The 17602-nt window shown below is 72.8% G+C and carries 18 protein-coding genes; 5 read left to right on the plus strand and 13 right to left on the minus strand.

What is annotated here, in order from left to right:
• The first annotated feature begins 72 nt into the window (after nt 1-72).
• Entirely contained in the window at nt 73-1101 is a 1029-nt protein-coding gene (locus ACRDP3_RS27310; RefSeq protein ID WP_431519687.1) for a glutathione S-transferase family protein, read from the plus strand.
• A gap of 13 nt (nt 1102-1114) precedes the next feature.
• On the opposite strand, the gene ACRDP3_RS27315 is transcribed toward ACRDP3_RS27310, so the two are convergent.
• The gene (locus ACRDP3_RS27315) at nt 1115-2002 is read right to left on the minus strand and encodes an alpha/beta fold hydrolase (protein WP_431519688.1); all 888 of its coding nucleotides are present in this window, start codon (nt 2000-2002) and stop codon (nt 1115-1117) included.
• Nucleotides 2003-2145: 143 nt separating this feature from the next.
• Between ACRDP3_RS27315 and ACRDP3_RS27320 the strand changes: the two genes are divergently transcribed.
• Nucleotides 2146-3048: an RNA polymerase sigma-70 factor gene (locus ACRDP3_RS27320; RefSeq protein WP_431519689.1), complete on the plus strand. Its 903-nt coding sequence runs from the start codon at nt 2146-2148 to the stop codon at nt 3046-3048.
• Between the two features lie 7 nt (nt 3049-3055).
• Here ACRDP3_RS27320 and ACRDP3_RS27325 read toward each other — a convergent pair whose 3' ends face one another.
• Nucleotides 3056-3814, minus strand: a complete 759-nt coding sequence (locus ACRDP3_RS27325; RefSeq protein WP_431519690.1) for an SDR family oxidoreductase — start codon at nt 3812-3814, stop codon at nt 3056-3058.
• Nucleotides 3815-4018: 204 nt separating this feature from the next.
• On the opposite strand from ACRDP3_RS27325, the gene ACRDP3_RS27330 reads away from it, so the two are divergent.
• Complete coding sequence (locus ACRDP3_RS27330) at nt 4019-4762, plus strand: GntR family transcriptional regulator (protein WP_431519691.1); 744 nt, start codon at nt 4019-4021, stop codon at nt 4760-4762.
• Nucleotides 4763-4799: 37 nt separating this feature from the next.
• Here ACRDP3_RS27330 and ACRDP3_RS27335 read toward each other — a convergent pair whose 3' ends face one another.
• Nucleotides 4800-5978, minus strand: coding sequence for an ROK family protein (locus ACRDP3_RS27335; RefSeq protein ID WP_431519692.1), 1179 nt, complete (start codon nt 5976-5978; stop codon nt 4800-4802).
• Nucleotides 5979-6107: 129 nt separating this feature from the next.
• Here ACRDP3_RS27335 and ACRDP3_RS27340 point away from each other — a divergent pair, with 129 nt between their 5' ends.
• Nucleotides 6108-6548 (plus strand): hypothetical protein, encoded by a 441-nt coding sequence (locus tag ACRDP3_RS27340; RefSeq protein WP_431519693.1) that lies wholly within the window; start codon nt 6108-6110, stop codon nt 6546-6548.
• On the opposite strand, the gene mug is transcribed toward ACRDP3_RS27340, so the two are convergent.
• The 10 genes from mug to bioB all read right to left on the minus strand — a co-directional run bounded on the left by mug (nt 6545) and on the right by bioB (nt 16477).
• Nucleotides 6545-7042, minus strand: coding sequence for a G/U mismatch-specific DNA glycosylase (gene mug / locus ACRDP3_RS27345; protein WP_431519694.1), 498 nt, complete (start codon nt 7040-7042; stop codon nt 6545-6547). The two genes, ACRDP3_RS27340 and mug, sit on opposite strands and share 4 nt — an antisense overlap.
• Before the next feature lie 65 nt (nt 7043-7107).
• Nucleotides 7108-8538, minus strand: a complete 1431-nt coding sequence (gene purB, locus ACRDP3_RS27350; protein WP_431519695.1) for an adenylosuccinate lyase — start codon at nt 8536-8538, stop codon at nt 7108-7110.
• Between the two features lie 33 nt (nt 8539-8571).
• A complete protein-coding gene (locus ACRDP3_RS27355) occupies nt 8572-9381 on the minus strand; it encodes an SGNH/GDSL hydrolase family protein (protein ID WP_431519696.1) in 810 nt (269 codons plus the stop codon).
• An 84-nt stretch (nt 9382-9465) separates the two neighbouring features.
• Nucleotides 9466-10497: a hemolysin family protein gene (locus tag ACRDP3_RS27360; protein WP_431519697.1), complete on the minus strand. Its 1032-nt coding sequence runs from the start codon at nt 10495-10497 to the stop codon at nt 9466-9468.
• A complete protein-coding gene (locus tag ACRDP3_RS27365) occupies nt 10494-11840 on the minus strand; it encodes a hemolysin family protein (protein WP_431519698.1) in 1347 nt (448 codons plus the stop codon). Before ACRDP3_RS27365 ends, ACRDP3_RS27360 begins: the two co-directional genes overlap by 4 nt.
• 215 nt (nt 11841-12055) lie before the next feature.
• Nucleotides 12056-12478 carry a GNAT family N-acetyltransferase gene (locus tag ACRDP3_RS27370; RefSeq protein WP_431519699.1) on the minus strand — a complete coding sequence of 141 codons (423 nt, stop codon included), beginning with the start codon at nt 12476-12478 and terminating at the stop codon, nt 12056-12058.
• Nucleotides 12479-12580: 102 nt separating this feature from the next.
• A complete protein-coding gene (locus ACRDP3_RS27375; RefSeq protein WP_431519700.1) occupies nt 12581-13249 on the minus strand; it encodes a class I SAM-dependent methyltransferase in 669 nt (222 codons plus the stop codon).
• A 117-nt stretch (nt 13250-13366) separates the two neighbouring features.
• Nucleotides 13367-14065: a dethiobiotin synthase gene (bioD, locus tag ACRDP3_RS27380; RefSeq protein WP_431519701.1), complete on the minus strand. Its 699-nt coding sequence runs from the start codon at nt 14063-14065 to the stop codon at nt 13367-13369.
• A 5-nt stretch (nt 14066-14070) separates the two neighbouring features.
• The gene (locus ACRDP3_RS27385) at nt 14071-15363 is read right to left on the minus strand and encodes an adenosylmethionine--8-amino-7-oxononanoate transaminase (RefSeq protein WP_431519702.1); all 1293 of its coding nucleotides are present in this window, start codon (nt 15361-15363) and stop codon (nt 14071-14073) included.
• Nucleotides 15364-15406: 43 nt separating this feature from the next.
• On the minus strand, nt 15407-16477 hold the full coding sequence (gene bioB / locus ACRDP3_RS27390) for a biotin synthase BioB (RefSeq protein ID WP_431519703.1): 1071 nt from the start codon (nt 16475-16477) through the stop codon (nt 15407-15409).
• 201 nt (nt 16478-16678) lie between these two features.
• Here bioB and ACRDP3_RS27395 point away from each other — a divergent pair.
• On the plus strand, nt 16679-17602 hold a 924-nt coding region (locus ACRDP3_RS27395), incomplete at its 3' end, for an 8-amino-7-oxononanoate synthase (protein WP_431519704.1).

Genomic DNA, 17602 nt, shown 5'->3' on the forward strand with positions numbered 1-17602 from the left:
CACCCGGCGGTGCTGAGCCGCGCGGCCCGGGGTAGGGCTCCGGGGGAAACCCATGAGGAAGGACATCGGACGATGAGCCCCAGCGGCGACGGCACGGACGGCAACCGGGAGTACGGCGGGAAGGCCTTCAAGAGGTCCAAGAGCCACTTCGCGGACCGGATCACAGCGGACGCCGCGGACGGCTGGCCTCTCGAGGCGGGCCGCTACCGGCTCGTGGTCAGCCGGGCCTGCCCGTGGGCGGGCCGTGCCCTGGTGTCCCGGCGCCTGCTGGGCCTGGAGCCGGCACTGTCGCTGGCAGTCACCGACCCGCTGCAGGACGACCGGAGCTGGCGCTTCACCCTCGATCCGGACGGCCGGGACCCGGTGTTGGGCATCCGGTACCTGAGTGAGGCGTACGACGCCCGCGAGACCGGGTATCCGGGCGGGGTCAGCGTCCCCGCGGTGGTGGACGTACCCAGCGGCCGGCTGGTCACCAACGATTTCCAGCAGATCACCCTGGACCTGGCCACCGAGTGGCGGGACCTGCACCGGACCGGCGCCCCCGACCTGTATCCGCGGACGCGGCGCCAGGAGATCGACGAGGTGATGGAAGGCGTCTACCGCGACCTCAACAACGGGGTCTACCGCGCCGGTTTCGCGACGGGCCAGCAGGAGTACGAGGCCGCCTACGGTGACGTCTTCCGCCGGCTGGAGCTCCTGTCCGGACGCCTGACGGACCGCCGCTACCTGGTGGGCGACACCATCACCGAGGCCGACATCCGGCTGTTCGCCACCCTGGTGAGGTTCGACGCCGTCTACCACGGCCACTTCAAGTGCAATCGCTCGAAGCTTGCCGAGGACCCGGTGCTGTGGGCCTACGCACGCGATCTTTACCAGACGCCCGGCTTCGGTGACACGGTGGACTTCGACCACATCAAGCGGCACTACTACCAGGTGCACGCCGGGATCAACCCGACGGGCATCGTGCCCGCCGGTCCCGACCCCTCCGGCTGGCTGGCCCCGCACCACCGGGAGCGGCTGGGCGGACGGCCGTTCGGCGACGGCACGCCGCCGGGGCCGGTGCCCGAGGGGGAGGCGGTACCGGCAGTGCGGCGGATCTGAGCGCCCCGAGCCCTCAGCCCGCCGGTGTACGGACCGTCGCCACAGTGTCCAGGACGAGCCGGGCGACGACCGCCGGGTCGTCGTTCATCGGTACGTGCCCGCAGCCGGGGAGGCTGGCGAGGCGGGCGCCCGGGATCGTCTTCTTCGCCCGCACACCCTGGCGGCGCAGCAGCAGCCGGTCCTTCTCGCCCCAGCCGATGGTCACCGGTATCTCCGGGAGGTCCTTGTCGAAGACGACGCCGGGGAGCCGCCCCGCCGCCAGGGTCGGGGCGAAACCGGTGGCGTTGCGCATCGACCGCGTCTCGGCGACGACCGCCTCCGGCGAACGGCGGCCGGGGCGGGCGTAGATGGTTCCGGTGAGGGCCGCCCGGCCCGCGGCGCTGCGGGCCAGCATCCGCACCAGCCCGTCGGGCAGGGCCTTGGCTCCCGCGCGCATGCCCTTCAGCACGGCGTACGCGTAGTGCCGCTCGGCGCCCGCCCAGAACCCGGCGGGGGACAGGGCGGTGACCGACCGCGCCGCTCCGTGCAGGCCCAGCTCCAGAGCCAGCAGCCCGCCCAGCGAGTTGCCCACCACGTGCGGGCGCTGGAGGTCCAGCGCCCGGAAGGTCTCGGCCAGCAACGGGACCACGCTGCCCATTTCGTAGGAGACGCCGTCGGGAAGTGGCGGTGAGTCGCCGTAGCCGGGCAGGTCCAGGGCGATGACGTCGTGCGACGCGGCGAGGATGGTCAGCACGGGTTCCCAGGCCTGCCAGTGGTGGCCGATGCCGTGCAGCAGGACGACCGGTTCGCCGCTGCCGCGCCGCTCGTACGCCACATCGAAGGAGGGCTTCCCGGCGGCGGAGACGTGCACGAAGGACTCGGTCGCGCGGACGGGCGCGTGCGGGGAGGCGACGGCGGGCATGGGCCACTCCTCGTGAGGGTCGGATTCCGGTCGGCGGGGCGCGGTCGGTACGACGTTTCGGTTCGTAGACACGATGTCAGCAAGTCGTCCGCCGGGGAAGCCCCGTCCGCCGTACCGGGGCGCCGGGGTGCCATGATGGGCCGGTGAGAGCCGATGACACCGCGGCGGCCGACAGCGCCGCGACCGAGGTCGTCGAGCAGCACCGGGCGGTGCTGCTGGGCGTGGCCTACCGCATGCTGGGGCGGATCGCCGACGCCGAGGATGTCGTCCAGGAGGCGTGGCTGCGCTGGGCGTCCGCCGACCGGGAGGACGTACGGGAGCCGCGGGCCTTCCTGGTACGTGTCACCACCCGGCTCGCCATCGACCGGCTGCGCCAGGCGCAGTCCCGGCGCGAGGCCTACGTCGGCCCGTGGCTGCCCGAGCCGCTGGCCACCGACGCGCTCTCCGGACCGGTGCCGGACACCGCCGACCGCGTGGTGCTGGCCGAGTCCGTCTCCCTGGCCCTGCTCGTGGTGCTGGAGTCGCTGTCGCCGCTGGAGCGTGCGGTGTTCGTGCTGCGCGAGGCGTTCGGGTTCCCGTACGCGGAGATCGCCGTCGCGCTGGACCGCAACGAGGCGGCCGTAAGGCAGCTGGCGGGGCGAGCCCGCCGGCACGTCACCGAGCGCCGCCCCCGATTCGAGGTCGACCCCGAACAGCAGCGTGAGCTCACCCAGCGTTTCCTCGACGCGGCCCTGCGGGGCGACCTCGAAGCCCTGCTGGCGATCCTCGCCCCGGACGCGCGGCTGGTCGGCGACGGCGGCGGCAAGGCCAAGGCGCCGCTGCGCACCGTCACCTCCGCCGGGAAGGTCGGCCGCTTCCTGTTCGCCGTGGCGGAGCAGAGCGCGGATCTCGGCTTCGTCCTCCTCGAACTCAACGGTTCCCCGGCGGTGCTCGCCACCCGCGACGGTGCCGCGCAGGCGGTCCTCCAGCTGGACGTGGCCGACGGCCGCATCCAGTGCGTCTACGCCATCACCAATCCCGACAAGGTCGCACACCTGCGGCCGTGACCGTCCGTCAGGCCCCGCCCGCGACCCGCAGGACGGCACCGGTCGTGAACGACGCCTCGTCCGACATCAGCCAGGCCACCGCGCCCGCGATCTCCTCCGGTTCGCCGGGGCGGCCCACGGGGATCGTCGCCGCCTTCTTCCAGGCCCGGTCCGGGTCGCCCATCGCGGCGTGCATCCCGGTCAGCACCGCGCCGGGCTGCACGGAGTTGACGCGTACGCCCTCGGGTCCGAACTCCTTGGCCAGGCCGACCGTCATCGCGTCCACCGCCGCCTTGGACGCGGCGTAGTGCACGTACTCGCCCGGGGCGCCGAGCGTCGCCGCCCCGGAGGAGATGTTGACTACGCAGCCGCCTGCGCCGCCGTGCGCCGTCGACATCTCCCGCAGCGCCCGCCGCGCGCACAACAGCGTGCCCAGGACGTTGACATCGAGTACCCGCCGCAGCACGGCCGTCGGGGTCTCGGTGAAGCGGCCCAACGGCCCGGTGACGCCCGCGTTGTTCACCAGCCCCGTCACCGGTCCCAGCTCTTCCCCAACCGTGCGGAACAGTTCCTCGACCTGCTCCTCGACGCTGGTGTCGAGCTGTACGGGCAGCGCCCTGACGCCCTCGGCGCGTACCGCTTGCGCGGTCAGTTCGGCGGCCTCGCTCGCGTGCTCGTAGCCGATCCCGATGTGGTGCCCGGCCCGGGCCAGCCGTAGGGCGACTGCCGCGCCGATGCCCCGGCCGCCACCGGTGACGACGGTGATCCGCTGCTGTTGCTGGGCCATGGATGCCTCCACAGGGCGAGTGAGCGATGATCGATCATGTCATCCCGCCGCCTCGCGGGACAGCGGCAGATGGTGACGGATTGGTCTTGACCAAGTACACGGGCCGCCCTATCGTCGGGCATACGCAACAACCTTTAAGAAACAAGCACGCATAAAGTCCGGCGATGACCGTCCGGGCGGCAGGCGGGGAATGCGGAGGCCACTGTGGGGACCACACAGGTGGACGCGGTGCCGGAGCCGAAGTACTGGCACCTGAGGACCGTGCTGTCCGACGCGCTCGATTCCGAGTTCGCGGTCGGCGAGATCCTGCCCAACGAGCGCGAGCTGGCAGCCCGCTTCGGGGTCGCCCGTGCCACGCTGCGCCAGGCCCTCGAACAGCTCGAGCTGGAAGGCCGCTTGCAGCGCCGACGCGGCGTCGGCACCACCGTCGCACCGCCCCGCTTCGGCATCGACGTCGGTTCCACCGGGCACGGCTGGCCGGGTGCGCCGGGCGACGACTGGCAGACCGACGACTGCGAGGAGGCCGCACCGCCCGCCGTGGTCGCCAAGATGCTGGGCGAGAGCGACGGCGTACCGGTGCAAGTGGTGCGCCGTACGCGGATGACGCACGGTCAGCCCGTCGCCGCCGAGTTGCTCTACGTACCGTTCTCGTCCGTACCCGGGCTGCCCGCCATCGAGTCCTCCGGCGGCGCCGCCCGGGGCCGCGCCGTGCTGCGCGAGCTGCACCGCCTGGACCTGGCGGGTCAGGAGCGCACGGTGGAGCTCGGCTCCGCCCGCGCCGACGACGCCCGTCAGCTCGACAGGCTGCCGGGCGCGCCCGTCCTGGTCGTCAGCACCCGCTACCTCGCCGACGGGCGCACCGCCGCCGTCACCGTCTCCACCTACCGCGCCGACACCTGCAGGCTCACCTTCGGCGACACCGGTTCCGACGCGCTGCTGGCCGGCTGAGCCGCAGGCTGTGGCGGGCCGCCGGGCGGCAGGCGAGTCAGCCCGGCCGCCCCTCGGACGCGCCCTCCACGCTGAACAGCTCGCCCTCCACCTGGTCGAGCGCCAGCCGTAGCGCCCCCGTGGCCACCGCCGCCTCGCCCAGCACCGACAGGGCGACCTGCGGCGGGCGCAGACAGTAGCGCTCCAACTCCCCGCGTAGCGGGTCCAGTACGGCATCCAGCCCGGACGCCCATCCGCCGATCACCACCAGCTCCGGGTCCAGAGCGAGCACCAGCGCGGCCACGTCGTGCACCAGCCGCTGCACGAACCGTTCCATGGCGTGGCCGGCCCGCTCGTCACCGCCGCGGGCGAGGGCGAAGACCCGGGCGACCGCCGCCTCGTCCAGCGGGTGCAGCGGCTCGCCCGTCGTGGACAGCAGATGCTCCGGCGTGGCCTCGCGCCCCAGCAGGTGCAGTGCGCCGATCTCCCCGGCCGCCCCGCCGAAGCCGCGGTGCAGCCGCCCGCCGATCAGGGAACCGGCGCCCGGGCTCAGCCCCACCAGCACCATCACCGCGTCCTCGGCACCCGTCGCGGCTCCCTTCCAACGCTCGGCGACCACGCCCGCGTTGGCGTCGTTCTCGACCAGAACCGGGCATCGGAAGGACCGCCGCAGCCGTTCACCCAGGGGTAGCCCGGTCCAGCCCGGCAGAGCCATGCCCAGCCGCACCGTGCCGTCTGCCTCCACGATGCCGGGCGTACCCACCCCGACCGCGCGCAGCGTCTCGCGCCGCACTCCTGCCGTGCGCAGCAGCTCGTCGACGGTACGGTCCGCCTGTGCGAGCCTGTCGTCGGCGGTGGCGCTCTCATCCGCCTCGTGCGTGGCCGTGCCCGTGAACCGGCCCGTCAGATCGGAGAGTACGGCCGCGACGCGGTGCGAACCGATCTCGACTCCGAGCGCGTGCCCCGCCTCCGCGCGGAAGCGGAAGCGCCGCGCGGGCCGCCCACGGCGGGCGGCACTCGCCGAACCACCCGGCGCCTCCTCGGCTTCCGCCACCAGCCCGGTCTCGATCAGGCCCTCGACCACCCCCTCGACGGTGGGCCGGGACAGCTCGGTCGCGTGCACCAGATCGGTGAGCGTCAGCGGCGGCCGGCCGACCGCCGAGCGGAGCTCGCGCAGCACAACGGTGGAGTTGATCCGTCGCAGCAGGGACGGATCCGTGCCGGTGAGCCGCGCCAAGTCCGCCTCCCTGACTGTGCGTGTGGGGCGGATCGTATCGGTTGCCCGCGGTCACGACGAGTGCTGCCCTGCGCCGTCGCGATGCCTGAGACGCTGTCATGTGTCAGTGCGGCGCGGTTTACTGACACCGTGACCGCTCTCGCCCACCACCTCGCGACGATCGACCTGCTGTGCGCGCGTGCCTTCCCGGCGCAGCGCGGCAGATCGGCCGCGGTGGTCAGTGGTCCCGGCTTCCACATCGCCGAGTTGGCCACGAGTGAGAGCTTCTGGGATGACGAGGGCACCGGAAGGCGGGAGGCCGAGGAGCAGTACGAGGCGGAGTGCGGGGGGCTCAGCGCACTGCTGACCGGGCGCTGGGGTGAGCCGCAGATCTTCAGCCTGCGCAGCACGCTGATCCGGAGCATGGAGGGTGAGGAGATGCCTGAGCCCTGGCACGAGCTGAGCGGCAGTGTCCCCTACCTGGAAGTGTGGCGGGCCGAGGGCCGGTGGATAGCGCTGGGCGTTTCGCAGCAGGATGACGAGCTGCCGTTTCAGCTGCTGGCCGCCGTCACCGCGAACGACCCGCCCTAGCCGCCCGCCTCACGCGCCGCGGCGCACAGCCGCCGGTACTCCTCCGCCAGCGTCTGCGGTGTCCAACGGGCGTTGAGACCGCTGGGGTTGGGCAGCACCCACACCCGCGCGCCGCCGATCAGCCGCTCCTGCGGCCCGATCCGAGCCGTGCGGTCCTCGAAGGCGACCCTGTAGGCGGTGACGCCCACCACCGCGAGCCAGCGGGGCCGCAGGCGGCCGGCCTTCTCGGCCAGCAGCCGGCCGCCCTCGCGGTACTCCTCGGCGCTCAGCTCCTCAGCACGGGCGGTCGCCCGCGCGACGACGTTGGTGATGCCCAGCCCGTAGGTCAGCAGCTCGCGCTCCTCCTCCGGCCGCAGCTGCCGCGGTGTGAAGCCCGAGGCGTGCAGTACGGGCCAGAACCGGTTGCCCGGGCGGGCGAAATGGTGCCCCGTCGCCGCCGACATCAGACCGGGGTTGATGCCACAGAAGAGCACTCTGAGATCCTCGGCGGACACGTCCGGAACGGTCCGGCCACGGGCGGCCTCCAGCTCCTCCCGCGTCCAGCGGTGCCCCCGTCGCGTCAGAGGATCGCCCCCGGGGCGTAGCCCGCGGCCTCCGGGTGCTGCTTGGCGACCTCCCCGATACGGGCGATCACGGCGCCCACCTGACCGCCGGCCGCCCCCGTGAAGGAGAGCCGGTCGGCCATCAGCGCGGCCAGCTCCCCGCGGTCCAGTGGGATCCGCTCATCCGCGGCCAGCCGGTCCAGCAGTTCGTTGCCCTCGGCGCCTTCGCGCAGCGCCAGCGCCGAGGCGACCGCGTGCTCCTTGATCGCCCCGTGCGCGGTCTCCCGGCCCACCCCCGTCCGTACCGCCGCCATCAGCACCTTCGTGGTGGCCAGGAAGGGCAGGTAGCGGTCCAGCTCGCGCTCCACGACGGCCGGGAAGGCGCCGAACTCGTCCAGCACCGTCAGGAACGTCTCCACCAGCCCGTCGAACGCGAAGAAGGCGTCCGGCAGCGCGACCCGCCGCACCACGGAACAGGAGACGTCGCCCTCGTTCCACTGGTCGCCCGCGAGTTCGCCCGCCATCGACGCGTAACCGCGCAGGATCACCATCAGTCCGTTCACGCGCTCGCAGGAGCGGGTGTTCATCTTGTGCGGCATCGCCGAGGAGCCGACCTGCCCCTCCTGGAAACCCTCGGTGACCAGCTCCTGGCCCGCCATCAGCCGGATCGTCTTCGCCAGCGACGACGGCGCGCCGGCGAGTTGCACCAGCGCGCTGACCGCGTCGTGGTCGAGGGAGCGCGGATAGACCTGGCCGACGGAGGTGAAGGCGTGCGCGAAGCCGAGGTGGCCGGCGATCCGCCGCTCCAGTTCGGCCAGCCGCTCCTCGTCGCCGCCCAGCAGATCGAGCATGTCCTGTGAGGTGCCGACCGGGCCCTTGATGCCGCGCAGTGGATAGCGGGCGAGCAGGTCTGTCAACCGCCCGTAGCCGACCAGGAGTTCGTCGGCGGCCGTCGCGAAGCGCTTGCCGAGCGTGGTCGCCTGCGCGGCCACGTTGTGCGAACGGCCGGCCATCACCAGCTCGGCGTGCTCACCGGCCAGCTTGCCCAGCCGCGCCAGCAGCGCCACCGTGCGGTCCCGGGCCAGCTCCAGCGAGAGCCGGATCTGCAGCTGCTCGACGTTCTCGGTCAGGTCCCGCGAGGTCATGCCCTTGTGTACGTGTTCGTGGCCGGCCAGCGCGTTGAACTCCTCGATGCGGGCCTTCACATCGTGCCGGGTGACCTTCTCACGTTCCGCGATGGAGGCGAGGTCGACGTCGGCCAGCACCCGCTCGTAGTCCGCGAGCGCTTCCTCGGGCACCGCGACGCCCAGGTCCCGCTGCGCCCGCAGCACCGCGAGCCACAGCCGCCGCTCCAGCACCACCTTCTGTTCGGGGGACCACAGGCGGGCCAGCTGAGCGGAGGCGTAGCGGGAGGCCAGGACGTTCGGAATGCGGGGCTTGTCAGTCACGCCGACCGATTCTACGTGGTCGGGCCCCGGCCACTACGGGGTGTCCTCGCAGGCCAGCGACGTCAGGTCCGGACGCTTGGGCGCACGCCCGTCGCCCGAGGAGCGGCCCGTGAGCCGCCGCCCGACCCAGGGCACCAGGTGCTCCCGCGTGAAGCGCACGTCCGCGCGCCGCCGGGCCAGCCAGGACCTCGGCACGCCTTTCGGCAGCGGCGCCCTCCAGTCCGACTCGGCGGGGTGGCCAAGCCGCTGCCACACCGCCTCGGCCACCCTGCGGTGCCCTTCGTCGGTCAGATGCAGGCGGTCCTCGGCCCACAGCCGCGGATCGGCCAGGAACTCGTCCGTGTAGAGGTCCACGACGAGCGCACCGTGCCGGCCGGCCAGCTCGTCGATGAAGGCGAACAACTGCTCCATCCGCGGCCGACAGCGCTCCAGCCCCGGCCCGCGCCGACCGGGACTGCGCATCAGCACCAGCTGTCCGCAGCTGGGCGCCAGCTTCCCCACGGACTCCTCCAACAGCCCCAGCACCCGGCCCATGTCGCACTTGGGGCGCATGATGTCGTTGAGCCCGCCGACCAGTGTCACCAGGTCGGCGCCCATCGCCGCCGCCACATCCACCTGCTCTTCGGCGATCTGCCCGATGAGCTTGCCGCGCACCGCGAGATTGGCGTAGCGGAAACCGTCCGTCCGGGCGCCGAGCCGGGCGGCCAGCAGATCGGCCCACCCCCGGTACGTGCCGTCCGGGAGGCGGTCCGACATGCCCTCCGTGAAGGAGTCGCCGAGGGCGGCGAAGCTGCCGATGACGGGAACGCCGGAGGAGCGGGAGGCGGGGGACGCGCTGTTCACGGTCAGTCATCTTATCCGGTTGCTCCGGGCGGGCCGTGTGTCGGGTCATCGCTCACACTTCGGCCCGGCGGTGCCCCGGCGGGGTCAGGCCGGCGTGTTCCCCTGCGGATTCCTGCCTACCAGCTCACGCAGCACGTCCTCCATCGTGACCACCCCTCCGGTACGGCCGTCCGCGCCGATCACCGCCGCCAGGTGCGTACGGCTCGAGCGCATCGCGCCCAGTACGTCATCCAGCGTCATCGACGCCTGCACCAGCGCGATCGGCCGCATCGCCGTGGACGGGAAGGCCGCATCGCGGGGCATCGCGTCCAAGGCGTCCTTGACGTGCAGATAGCCCAGCGCCCGCCCGTTGCCGTCCACGACGGGGAAGCGGGAGAAGCCCGAGGTGGCGGACAGCTGCTCCAGCTCCTCCGGGGTCACCCCCAGCCGCGCCGCCACCACCCGCTCGGTGGGCCGGGCGACCGCGCCGACCGGCCGGCGGCCCAGCTCCAGTGCGTCACGCAGCCGCTCCGTCGCACGGTCGTCCAGCAGTCCCGCCTCGCTGGAGTCGGCGACCATCTGAGCCAGCTCGTCGTCCGAGAACGTCGACTCCACCTCGTTCCTGGGCTCCACACGAAGCAGCTTCAGAAGACTGTTGGCGAAGGCGTTCACCGTGAAGATCACCGGCTTCAGCGCCCGGGAGAGAGCGACCAGCGGCGGGCCCAGCACCAGCACCGTACGCTCCGGCTCGGCCAGTGCGATGTTCTTCGGCACCATCTCGCCCAGCAGCATGTGCGCGTAGGTGGCCAGCGTCAGCGCGATGACGAACGAGATGATGTGCGTCAGCCCCACCGGCACCCCCAGCAACTTGAAGAGGGGTTCCAGCAGATGAGCGATCGCGGGCTCCGCGACCACGCCGAGCACCAGCGTGCACAGCGTGATGCCCAGCTGCGCCGCGGCCAGCAGCGCCGAGACGTTCTCCAGGCCCCAGATGACGCTGCGCGCCCGCCGGTCGCCCTCCTCCGCACGCGGTTCGATCTGGCTGCGCCGCACCGAGATCAGCGAGAACTCGGCGCCCACGAAGAAGGCGTTGACGACCAGTGTCAGCAGCCCGATGAACAGCTGGATCGCGGTCACGGCAGGACCTCCCCGTCGTCGGCTTCCTCATCGGCGGGCAGCGGAGCGGTCAGCCGCACCCGGGCGGCGCGCCGCCCTCGCGCGTCCACCACCTCCAGGTGCCAGCCCGCGACGTCGGTGGTGTCACCTCGTTCCGGGATGCGGCCCAGTTCGGTGGCGACCAGGCCGGCCAGGGTTTCGTAGGGCCCCTCCGGCGGGTGCATCCCGATGGCCGCCAGCTGGTCGGTGCGGCTGGCGCCGTCCGCGTCGAAGACGCGCCGGCCCTCCGGGTCCTCGCCGGCCGGCGCCAGGTCCGGCGGCTCCTGAGGGTCGTGCTCGTCGCGGACCTCGCCCACGACCTCCTCGATGATGTCCTCGAGGGTGACCACGCCCGCCGTGCCGCCGTACTCGTCGATGACGACCGCGATACTGCGGTCACCGCCCGGCATCCGGTCCAGCAGCCGGTCCACGGTCAGCGATTCCGGGACGAGCAACGGCTCCCGCATCAGCCCGGTCACCGGGTAGCGCATCCGCTCCTCGGCGGGCACGGCGAGCACGTCCTTGATCCGTACGATGCCGACGACCGTGTCCAGACCGCCGCGGACGACGGGGAAGCGGGACAGGCCCGTCGCCCGGGTGGCGTTCGCGACGTCCTCGGCGTTGGCCTGCACCTCCAGCGAGGTGACCTGCACCCGCGGAGTCATCACGTTCTCCGCGGTCAGCTTCGCCAGGTGCAGAGTCCGTACGAACAGGTCGGCCGTGTCCGCCTCCAGCGCGCCCTCCTTCGCCGAATGCCGGGCGAGCGCCACCAGCTCCTGCGGAGAACGGGCGGAGGCCAGCTCCTCGGTGGGTTCCAGTCCCATCAGGCCCAGGATGCGGTTGGCGGTGTTGTTCAGATGCCGGATCAACGGCCGGAAGGCGGCGGAGAAGACACGCTGCGGAGTGGCGACCGCCCTGGCGACGGGCAGCGGCCTGGAGATCGCCAGGTTCTTGGGCACCAGCTCGCCGATGACCATCAAGACCATGCTGGAGACGGCCGTGGCGATGACGAGCGCGACCGAGGAGGACGTCGAGGACGGCACGCCCAGCGTCTCCAGCGGTCCCGCGATCAGCGTGGCGATGGAGCGCTCGGCGAGCATGCCCACCACGAGGTTGGTGACGGTGATCCCGAGCTGCGCACCGGAGAGCTGGAACGTGAGCGACCGCACGGCCTCCATGGCGCTCTGCGCGCCCCGCTCACCGCGCTGCACGGCCCGCTCCAGGTCGGCGCGCTCGACGGTCGTCAGCGAGAACTCCGCCGAGACGAAAGCACCGCAGGCCAGCGCCAGCAGGAGCGCCAGAAGGAGGAACAGCACCTCGGTCACCGCTGCGCCCCCGCCCCGGGAGCGGCAACGGAGGAGAGGTTCACGCGATGCCGGTCATCGCGCTGTGTGCTGTTGGGAGGGTCGCCCATGGGCGGACTCTCACACCTTTCGGTCGGGGCTGCCCCGGCTGCGGGCGGGGTAGCGGAGTGACGGGAGTTGTTCATCGTAATCGGACAGCCCGGCCCCGCGTTCCCCGCCCGTTCGGCCCGATGCCCTCAGACCAGGTGCTTGACCCAGCGGCTCCACTGGGGTTCCGAGGCGTAGCCCGCCGCGCTCCAGGCCCCTCGGCCCGACGCGTTACGGTCGAGGACCATCGCATCCGCCCGCCGGCCGCCCACTTCTGCGAACCGCTGCTCGGCCGCCGTCAGCAGCGCTGTGGCTACGCCCTGCCGCCGCTGCCGCGGGTCCACGGCGAGCCGGTAGAGATGGCAACGCCACCCGTCGAAGGCGGCGATGACCGTGCCCGCGAGCTCCCCGTTCCGCTCCGCCAGCAGCAGGGCCTCGGGGTCGCGGGCGACCAGGACGGCCACGCCGTCCGTGTCGTCGCTGATGCTGGTGCCCTCGGCGGCGGTCTTCCAGAAAGCGAGCACGCGGTCGAGGTCCGCGTCGGTCGCTGCCCGTATCGCGAGATCATCCATGCCCGTATCCCAGCACCCGGCCGGCCGAGGCCACGAGCGGGTTTCACCATGCGGACCCGGGGTCGGCGGGGTTCGCCACCACGATCCGACCGACGGACCGGTTCACGGACAGCGCGCGCTCCCCAGCACATGGAAGGAGGAGGGCTGAACCGGCCCCTTCTCCGGCACCATCAGCCGCCGGAAGGAGATCTGCGTGAAGCCCGCCGCCCGGATCTCGCCGACCGGGTCCCCTCCCGTGTGGCAGCCTCCGAAGAGGCGCGGCCACACAGTGGCGTCCAGAGCGCGCTGCACCCGCAGCATCCCGCGCCTTCCCTCGGCCCGGCCGTGTTCGTAGAAGCGCAGCTCCCCGCCGGGCCGCAGCACCCGGCGCACCTCCCCGAGGGCCTGCCGCACGTCGCCGAGCGAGCACAGCACCAGCGAGCAGACAGCCGCGTCGCATGACGCGCTCGCCACCGGCAGCGACCCGGCGGTCCCCGGCAGCACATCCACCGGAACGTGGGCGCGCAGTGCCGCCTCGGCGGCCAACTGCCGCAGATGACGCTCGGGTTCGACGGCCACCACTTCGGTGACCGTCGTCGGATAGCGGCAGAAGTTGAGCCCGTTGCCGGGCCCGATCTCGAGCACCCGCCCGCTGAGCCCCGCGAGCAGCTCCTCCCGGTGCGCGCCCACTCCGGCCCGTACGTCGGCGGCGTTGCTCAGCCGCACGTAGAACCGTGCGAACAGCGGATGATGTACGGCGTCGCACGACGGCGGCGCATCCGGTACGGGCATGGGGGCTCCTCGCGTCGGACTCGGTTGCCTCACGCCCGATTCTCCCCCGGTCCGCGGAAGCCCACGCCCGGGCACACCGCAGCCGCGGGTCACCGGCGCGCTGCCCGGACGGGCGGCTCAGCGGTCCGGCCGGCTCCCGCCCAGCTCAGGTGACAGCCAACTCCCCGCTGCCGCACGGAAGTCCGCGGGCCGCAGGGCCCCGGCACCCGCGGGCAGCACACCGCGCAGTGGCGTGCCCGCCGCCTCCGGCAGGTCCTCCAGGTTGCAGCGTGTCGCCAGGTCGGGGTCGGCGGGGAGAGCGCCGATGACCACACCCGCGGCACGCAGGCCCCGGGAGCGAAGCGCCTCCGTGGTCAGCGCCGTCGCGTTGAGCGTGCCCAGACCCGCCGCCGCGACCACCAGCACGGGAGCCGCCAGCAGCCGGGCCGCGTCCGCGAGCGTGGTCCCCGCGTCGTCGAAACGCACCAGCAGCCCGCCGGCACCTTCGACCAGCACCAAGTCGTGCCGGGCGGCCAGTTTCTCCGCCTCCTCGGCGACCGTCTCCGCACGCACGTACGGCCGGCCGGCCCGGCGTGCCGCCGTGGCGGGAGCCAACGGCTCGGGAAAGCGGGCGAGTTCGGCGCCCGTCACCGCCTCACCCGCCAGCCGCCGGACCTCGGCCACGTCGCCGGGCTCCTCCGCCGCCACTCCGGTCTGGGCGGGCTTGAGCACGGCCACCGAGCGTCCGGCTCCCAGCGCGACCGCGGCCAGCGCCGCCGTGGTCACCGTCTTGCCGATCCCGGTGCCGGTTCCGGTGACGACGAGGATCCCGTGCACCGGCCTCATCCTTCCGCCGCCGCGGCGCGCATGGCCGCGCAGATCAGCGCGACATCCTCGTCGCCGGTCACATACGGCGGCATCGCGTACACCAGGTCGCGGAACGGCCGCAGCCACACACCGGTCCGCACGGCGGCCCTGGTGGCCGCGGCCATGTCGACCTCGTGGTCCAGTTGCAGCACCCCGATCGCACCGAGCACCCGCGCTTCGCGCACCCCGGGCAGCCGGGTGGCCGCCGCCAGCCCGGCCCGCAGCCCGCCCTCGATCCGGCGCACCTCACCGGCCCAGTCCTGGCCGAGGAGCAGGCCGAGTGACGCGTCGGCGACGGCCGCGGCGAGCGGATTGCCCATGAACGTGGGGCCGTGCGCCAGCACCGGCACCTCGCCCCGCGAGATCCCCTCGGCCACCCGCGTCGTGCACAGGGTCGCCGCAAGAGTCAGATAACCGCCGGTCAGTGCCTTGCCCAGGCACATCACGTCCGGGGTGATCCCCGCGTGCTCAGCCGCGAACAGCGCACCCGTGCGCCCGAAGCCGGTGGCGATCTCGTCCAGCACCAGCAATACGTCGTGCTCGTCGCACGCCTCGCGCAGCGCCCGTACGTAAGCGGGGGAGTGGAAGCGCATGCCGCCCGCGCCCTGCACCACCGGTTCCACGATCATCGCGGCCAGCTCGTCCGCGTGCCGCGCCACCAGGTCACGCAGCCGCCCGAGATACCCCTCGTCAGGTCCGGCGTCGAAGCCGGCCGGCGGCGCGTCGGCGAAGACCTGCCGCGGCAGCACCCCCGACCACAATTCGTGCATACCGCCCTCGGGGTCACACACCGACATCGGCTGCCAGGTGTCGCCGTGGTAGCCGCCGCGCCAGGTCAGCAGCCGGCGCTTGCCGGGCCGGCCCCGCGAACGCCAGTACTGCAGGCACATCTTGACGGCGACCTCGACCGAGACGGACCCGGAGTCGGCGAGGAAGACATGCTCAAGACCCGCCGGGGTGATATCGACAAGTCGTTTCGTCAACCGCACCGCCGGCTCGTGGGTGAGTCCGCCGAACATGACGTGGCTCATCCGCTCCAGCTGGCCGCGCGCCGCCTCGTTCAGAACGGGGTGGTTGTAGCCGTGCACCGCCGACCACCACGAAGACATCCCGTCGACCAGCTCGCGCCGCCCGCAGACCTCCTCGGCCAGCCGCAGCCGCACCCCGGCCGCCGATTCGACGACCAGCGGCTCCGTGCGGCCCGGCATGGGTCCGTAGGGATGCCAGACGTGCTGCCGGTCCAGTGCCAGCAGCTCGTCGGGCGTCATCGGGGAAGGCTCGTACCGCCCCCGCGGGCCGCGCGGACCGCGCTCAGGCATTGGGCGGCAGCTCCGTGCCGGCACCCCGCCGCCGGACGGCGACCAGATCACCCGCCCCGGACCGGTGCTCCGGCAGCGTGGTGGTGCCGGTGCCCTCCACCTCGAAGCCCGCGTCCGCGATCATGTCCAGGTCGGCCTGGCCGGCCTGGCCCTCACTGGTCAGGTAGTCGCCGAGGAAGATGGAGTTCGCCACATGCAGCGCGAGCGGCTGCAGCGACCGCAGATGCACCTCGCGCCCGCCGGCCAGCCGCACTTCGGCGTCGGGGCAGACGAACCGCACCATCGCCAGGATGCGCAGCGCCCGCTGCGGCGTCAGATTCCACTCCTCGCCCAGCGGCGTTCCCTCGAACGGGATCAGGAAGTTGACCGGAACCGAGTCCGGGTCCAGGGCGCGCAGCTCGAAGGCCACATCGACCAGGTCCTCGTCGCCCTCGCCCATCCCCGCGATCAGGCCGGAACAGGGTGACAGACCCGCCGTCTTGGCCTGCCGCACCGTCTCCTGCCGGTCCGTGAAGTCGTGCGTGGTGCAGATGTCCCCGTACGTCGCCTCGGAGGTGTTGAGGTTGTGGTTGTAGGCGTCCGCGCCGGCCGTCCGCAGCTTGTCCGCCTGCCCGTCGGAGAGCAGTCCCAGGCAGGCGCACACCTCGACGCCCTCGTGCTGGTCCTTGATGGCTGAGATGGTCTCCGAGACCCGGTCCACGTCCCGCTCCGAGGGCCCCCGGCCGCTGGCGACCAGGCACACCCGCTTGGCGCCGCCCTTCAGTCCGGCCGCCGCGGCGGCGGCGGCCTCATCCGGTTTGAGCCAGGTGTACTTGAGGATCTCGGCCTTCGAGCCCAGCCGCTGGGAGCAGTACGAACAGTCCTCCGGGCAGAGCCCGGACTTCAGATTGACCAGATAGTTGAGTTTCACCCTCCGCCCGAACCAGTGCCGCCGCACCTTCCCGGCCGCGGCCACCACATCGAGCAATTCGTCGTCGGAGGTCTCCAATACGGCGCGGGCCTCGTCGCGCGTCGGCAGCTCGCGCCGAAGCCCCTTCTCCACCAGCGTGTTCAGCAGGTCCATGACGCTGATCCTTGCTGATTCCCCCGCTCAGAGCCAAGCAGAGAGCCGACAAGACGGCCCCGGGGAGGTGTGTGTATCACCACACCGCGGCCCCGCCCTCGAAGGACTACGGTCTATGGACCGTATACAAAGACGCCTCGCGTACGACGCGGGGGCATGACCGGTCAGCACACCAGCAACGGATCCCGAGGACGCCCGCCCATGCCCGAGGAGCCCCAGGCCCCCGCCGACCCCTCCGCCCCGTCATCCGGTCCGCCGGCCCCGGGTGACCCGTTCGCCTGGATCGACGGGGCCCGCGGCGACCGGGACCGTGCCGGCCTGCGCCGCACGCTGCATCCCCGCGCCGCCGAGTCCCCACTGCTGGACCTGGCCGGGAACGACTACCTGGGCCTCACCCGCCACCCCGAGATCACCGAAGCCGCCGCGAGCGCCGCCCGCCGCTGGGGCGCGGGCGCCACAGGCTCACGCCTGGTCACCGGGTCCACAGCCCTGCACGCCGAGCTGGAGGCCGAACTCGCCGCCTTCTGCGGTTTCGAGGCCGCGCTCGTCCTCTCCTCCGGTTACGCCGCGAACCTCGCGGCGGTCACCGCGCTCACCGGCCCCGGCAGCCTCGTCGTCTCCGACGCGGGCAACCACGCCTCTCTCATCGACGGCTGCCGGCTGTCCCGGGCCGAGACCGCCGTCGTCCCGCACGCCGATCCCGATGCCGTGCGAAAGACCCTCGACGGGCACACCGGACGGGCCCTGGCGGTGACCGACTCCGTCTTCTCCGTCGACGGCGACGCGGCGCCGCTGCCCGCCCTCGCCGCCGCCTGCCGTACGCACGGCGCGGCGCTGCTGATCGACGACGCCCACGGTCTGGGCGTACTGGGCGACGGCGGTCGCGGTGCCCCGCACGCGGCGGGACTGGCCGGCGCCGCCGACACGGTCACGACCGTCACCCTCTCCAAGTCGCTGGGCAGCCAGGGCGGCGCGATTCTCGGACCCGCCCGGGTGATCGAGCACCTCATCGACACCGCCCGCACGTTCATCTTCGACACCGGCCTCGCCCCGGCGGCCACCGGCGCGGCCCTCGCGGCGCTGCGCCTGCTCCGCCGCGAGCCGGAGCGCGCCACCCGTGCCCGC

Source organism: Streptomyces sp. (genome assembly GCF_050698815.1).
GTDB lineage: Bacteria > Actinomycetota > Actinomycetes > Streptomycetales > Streptomycetaceae > Streptomyces.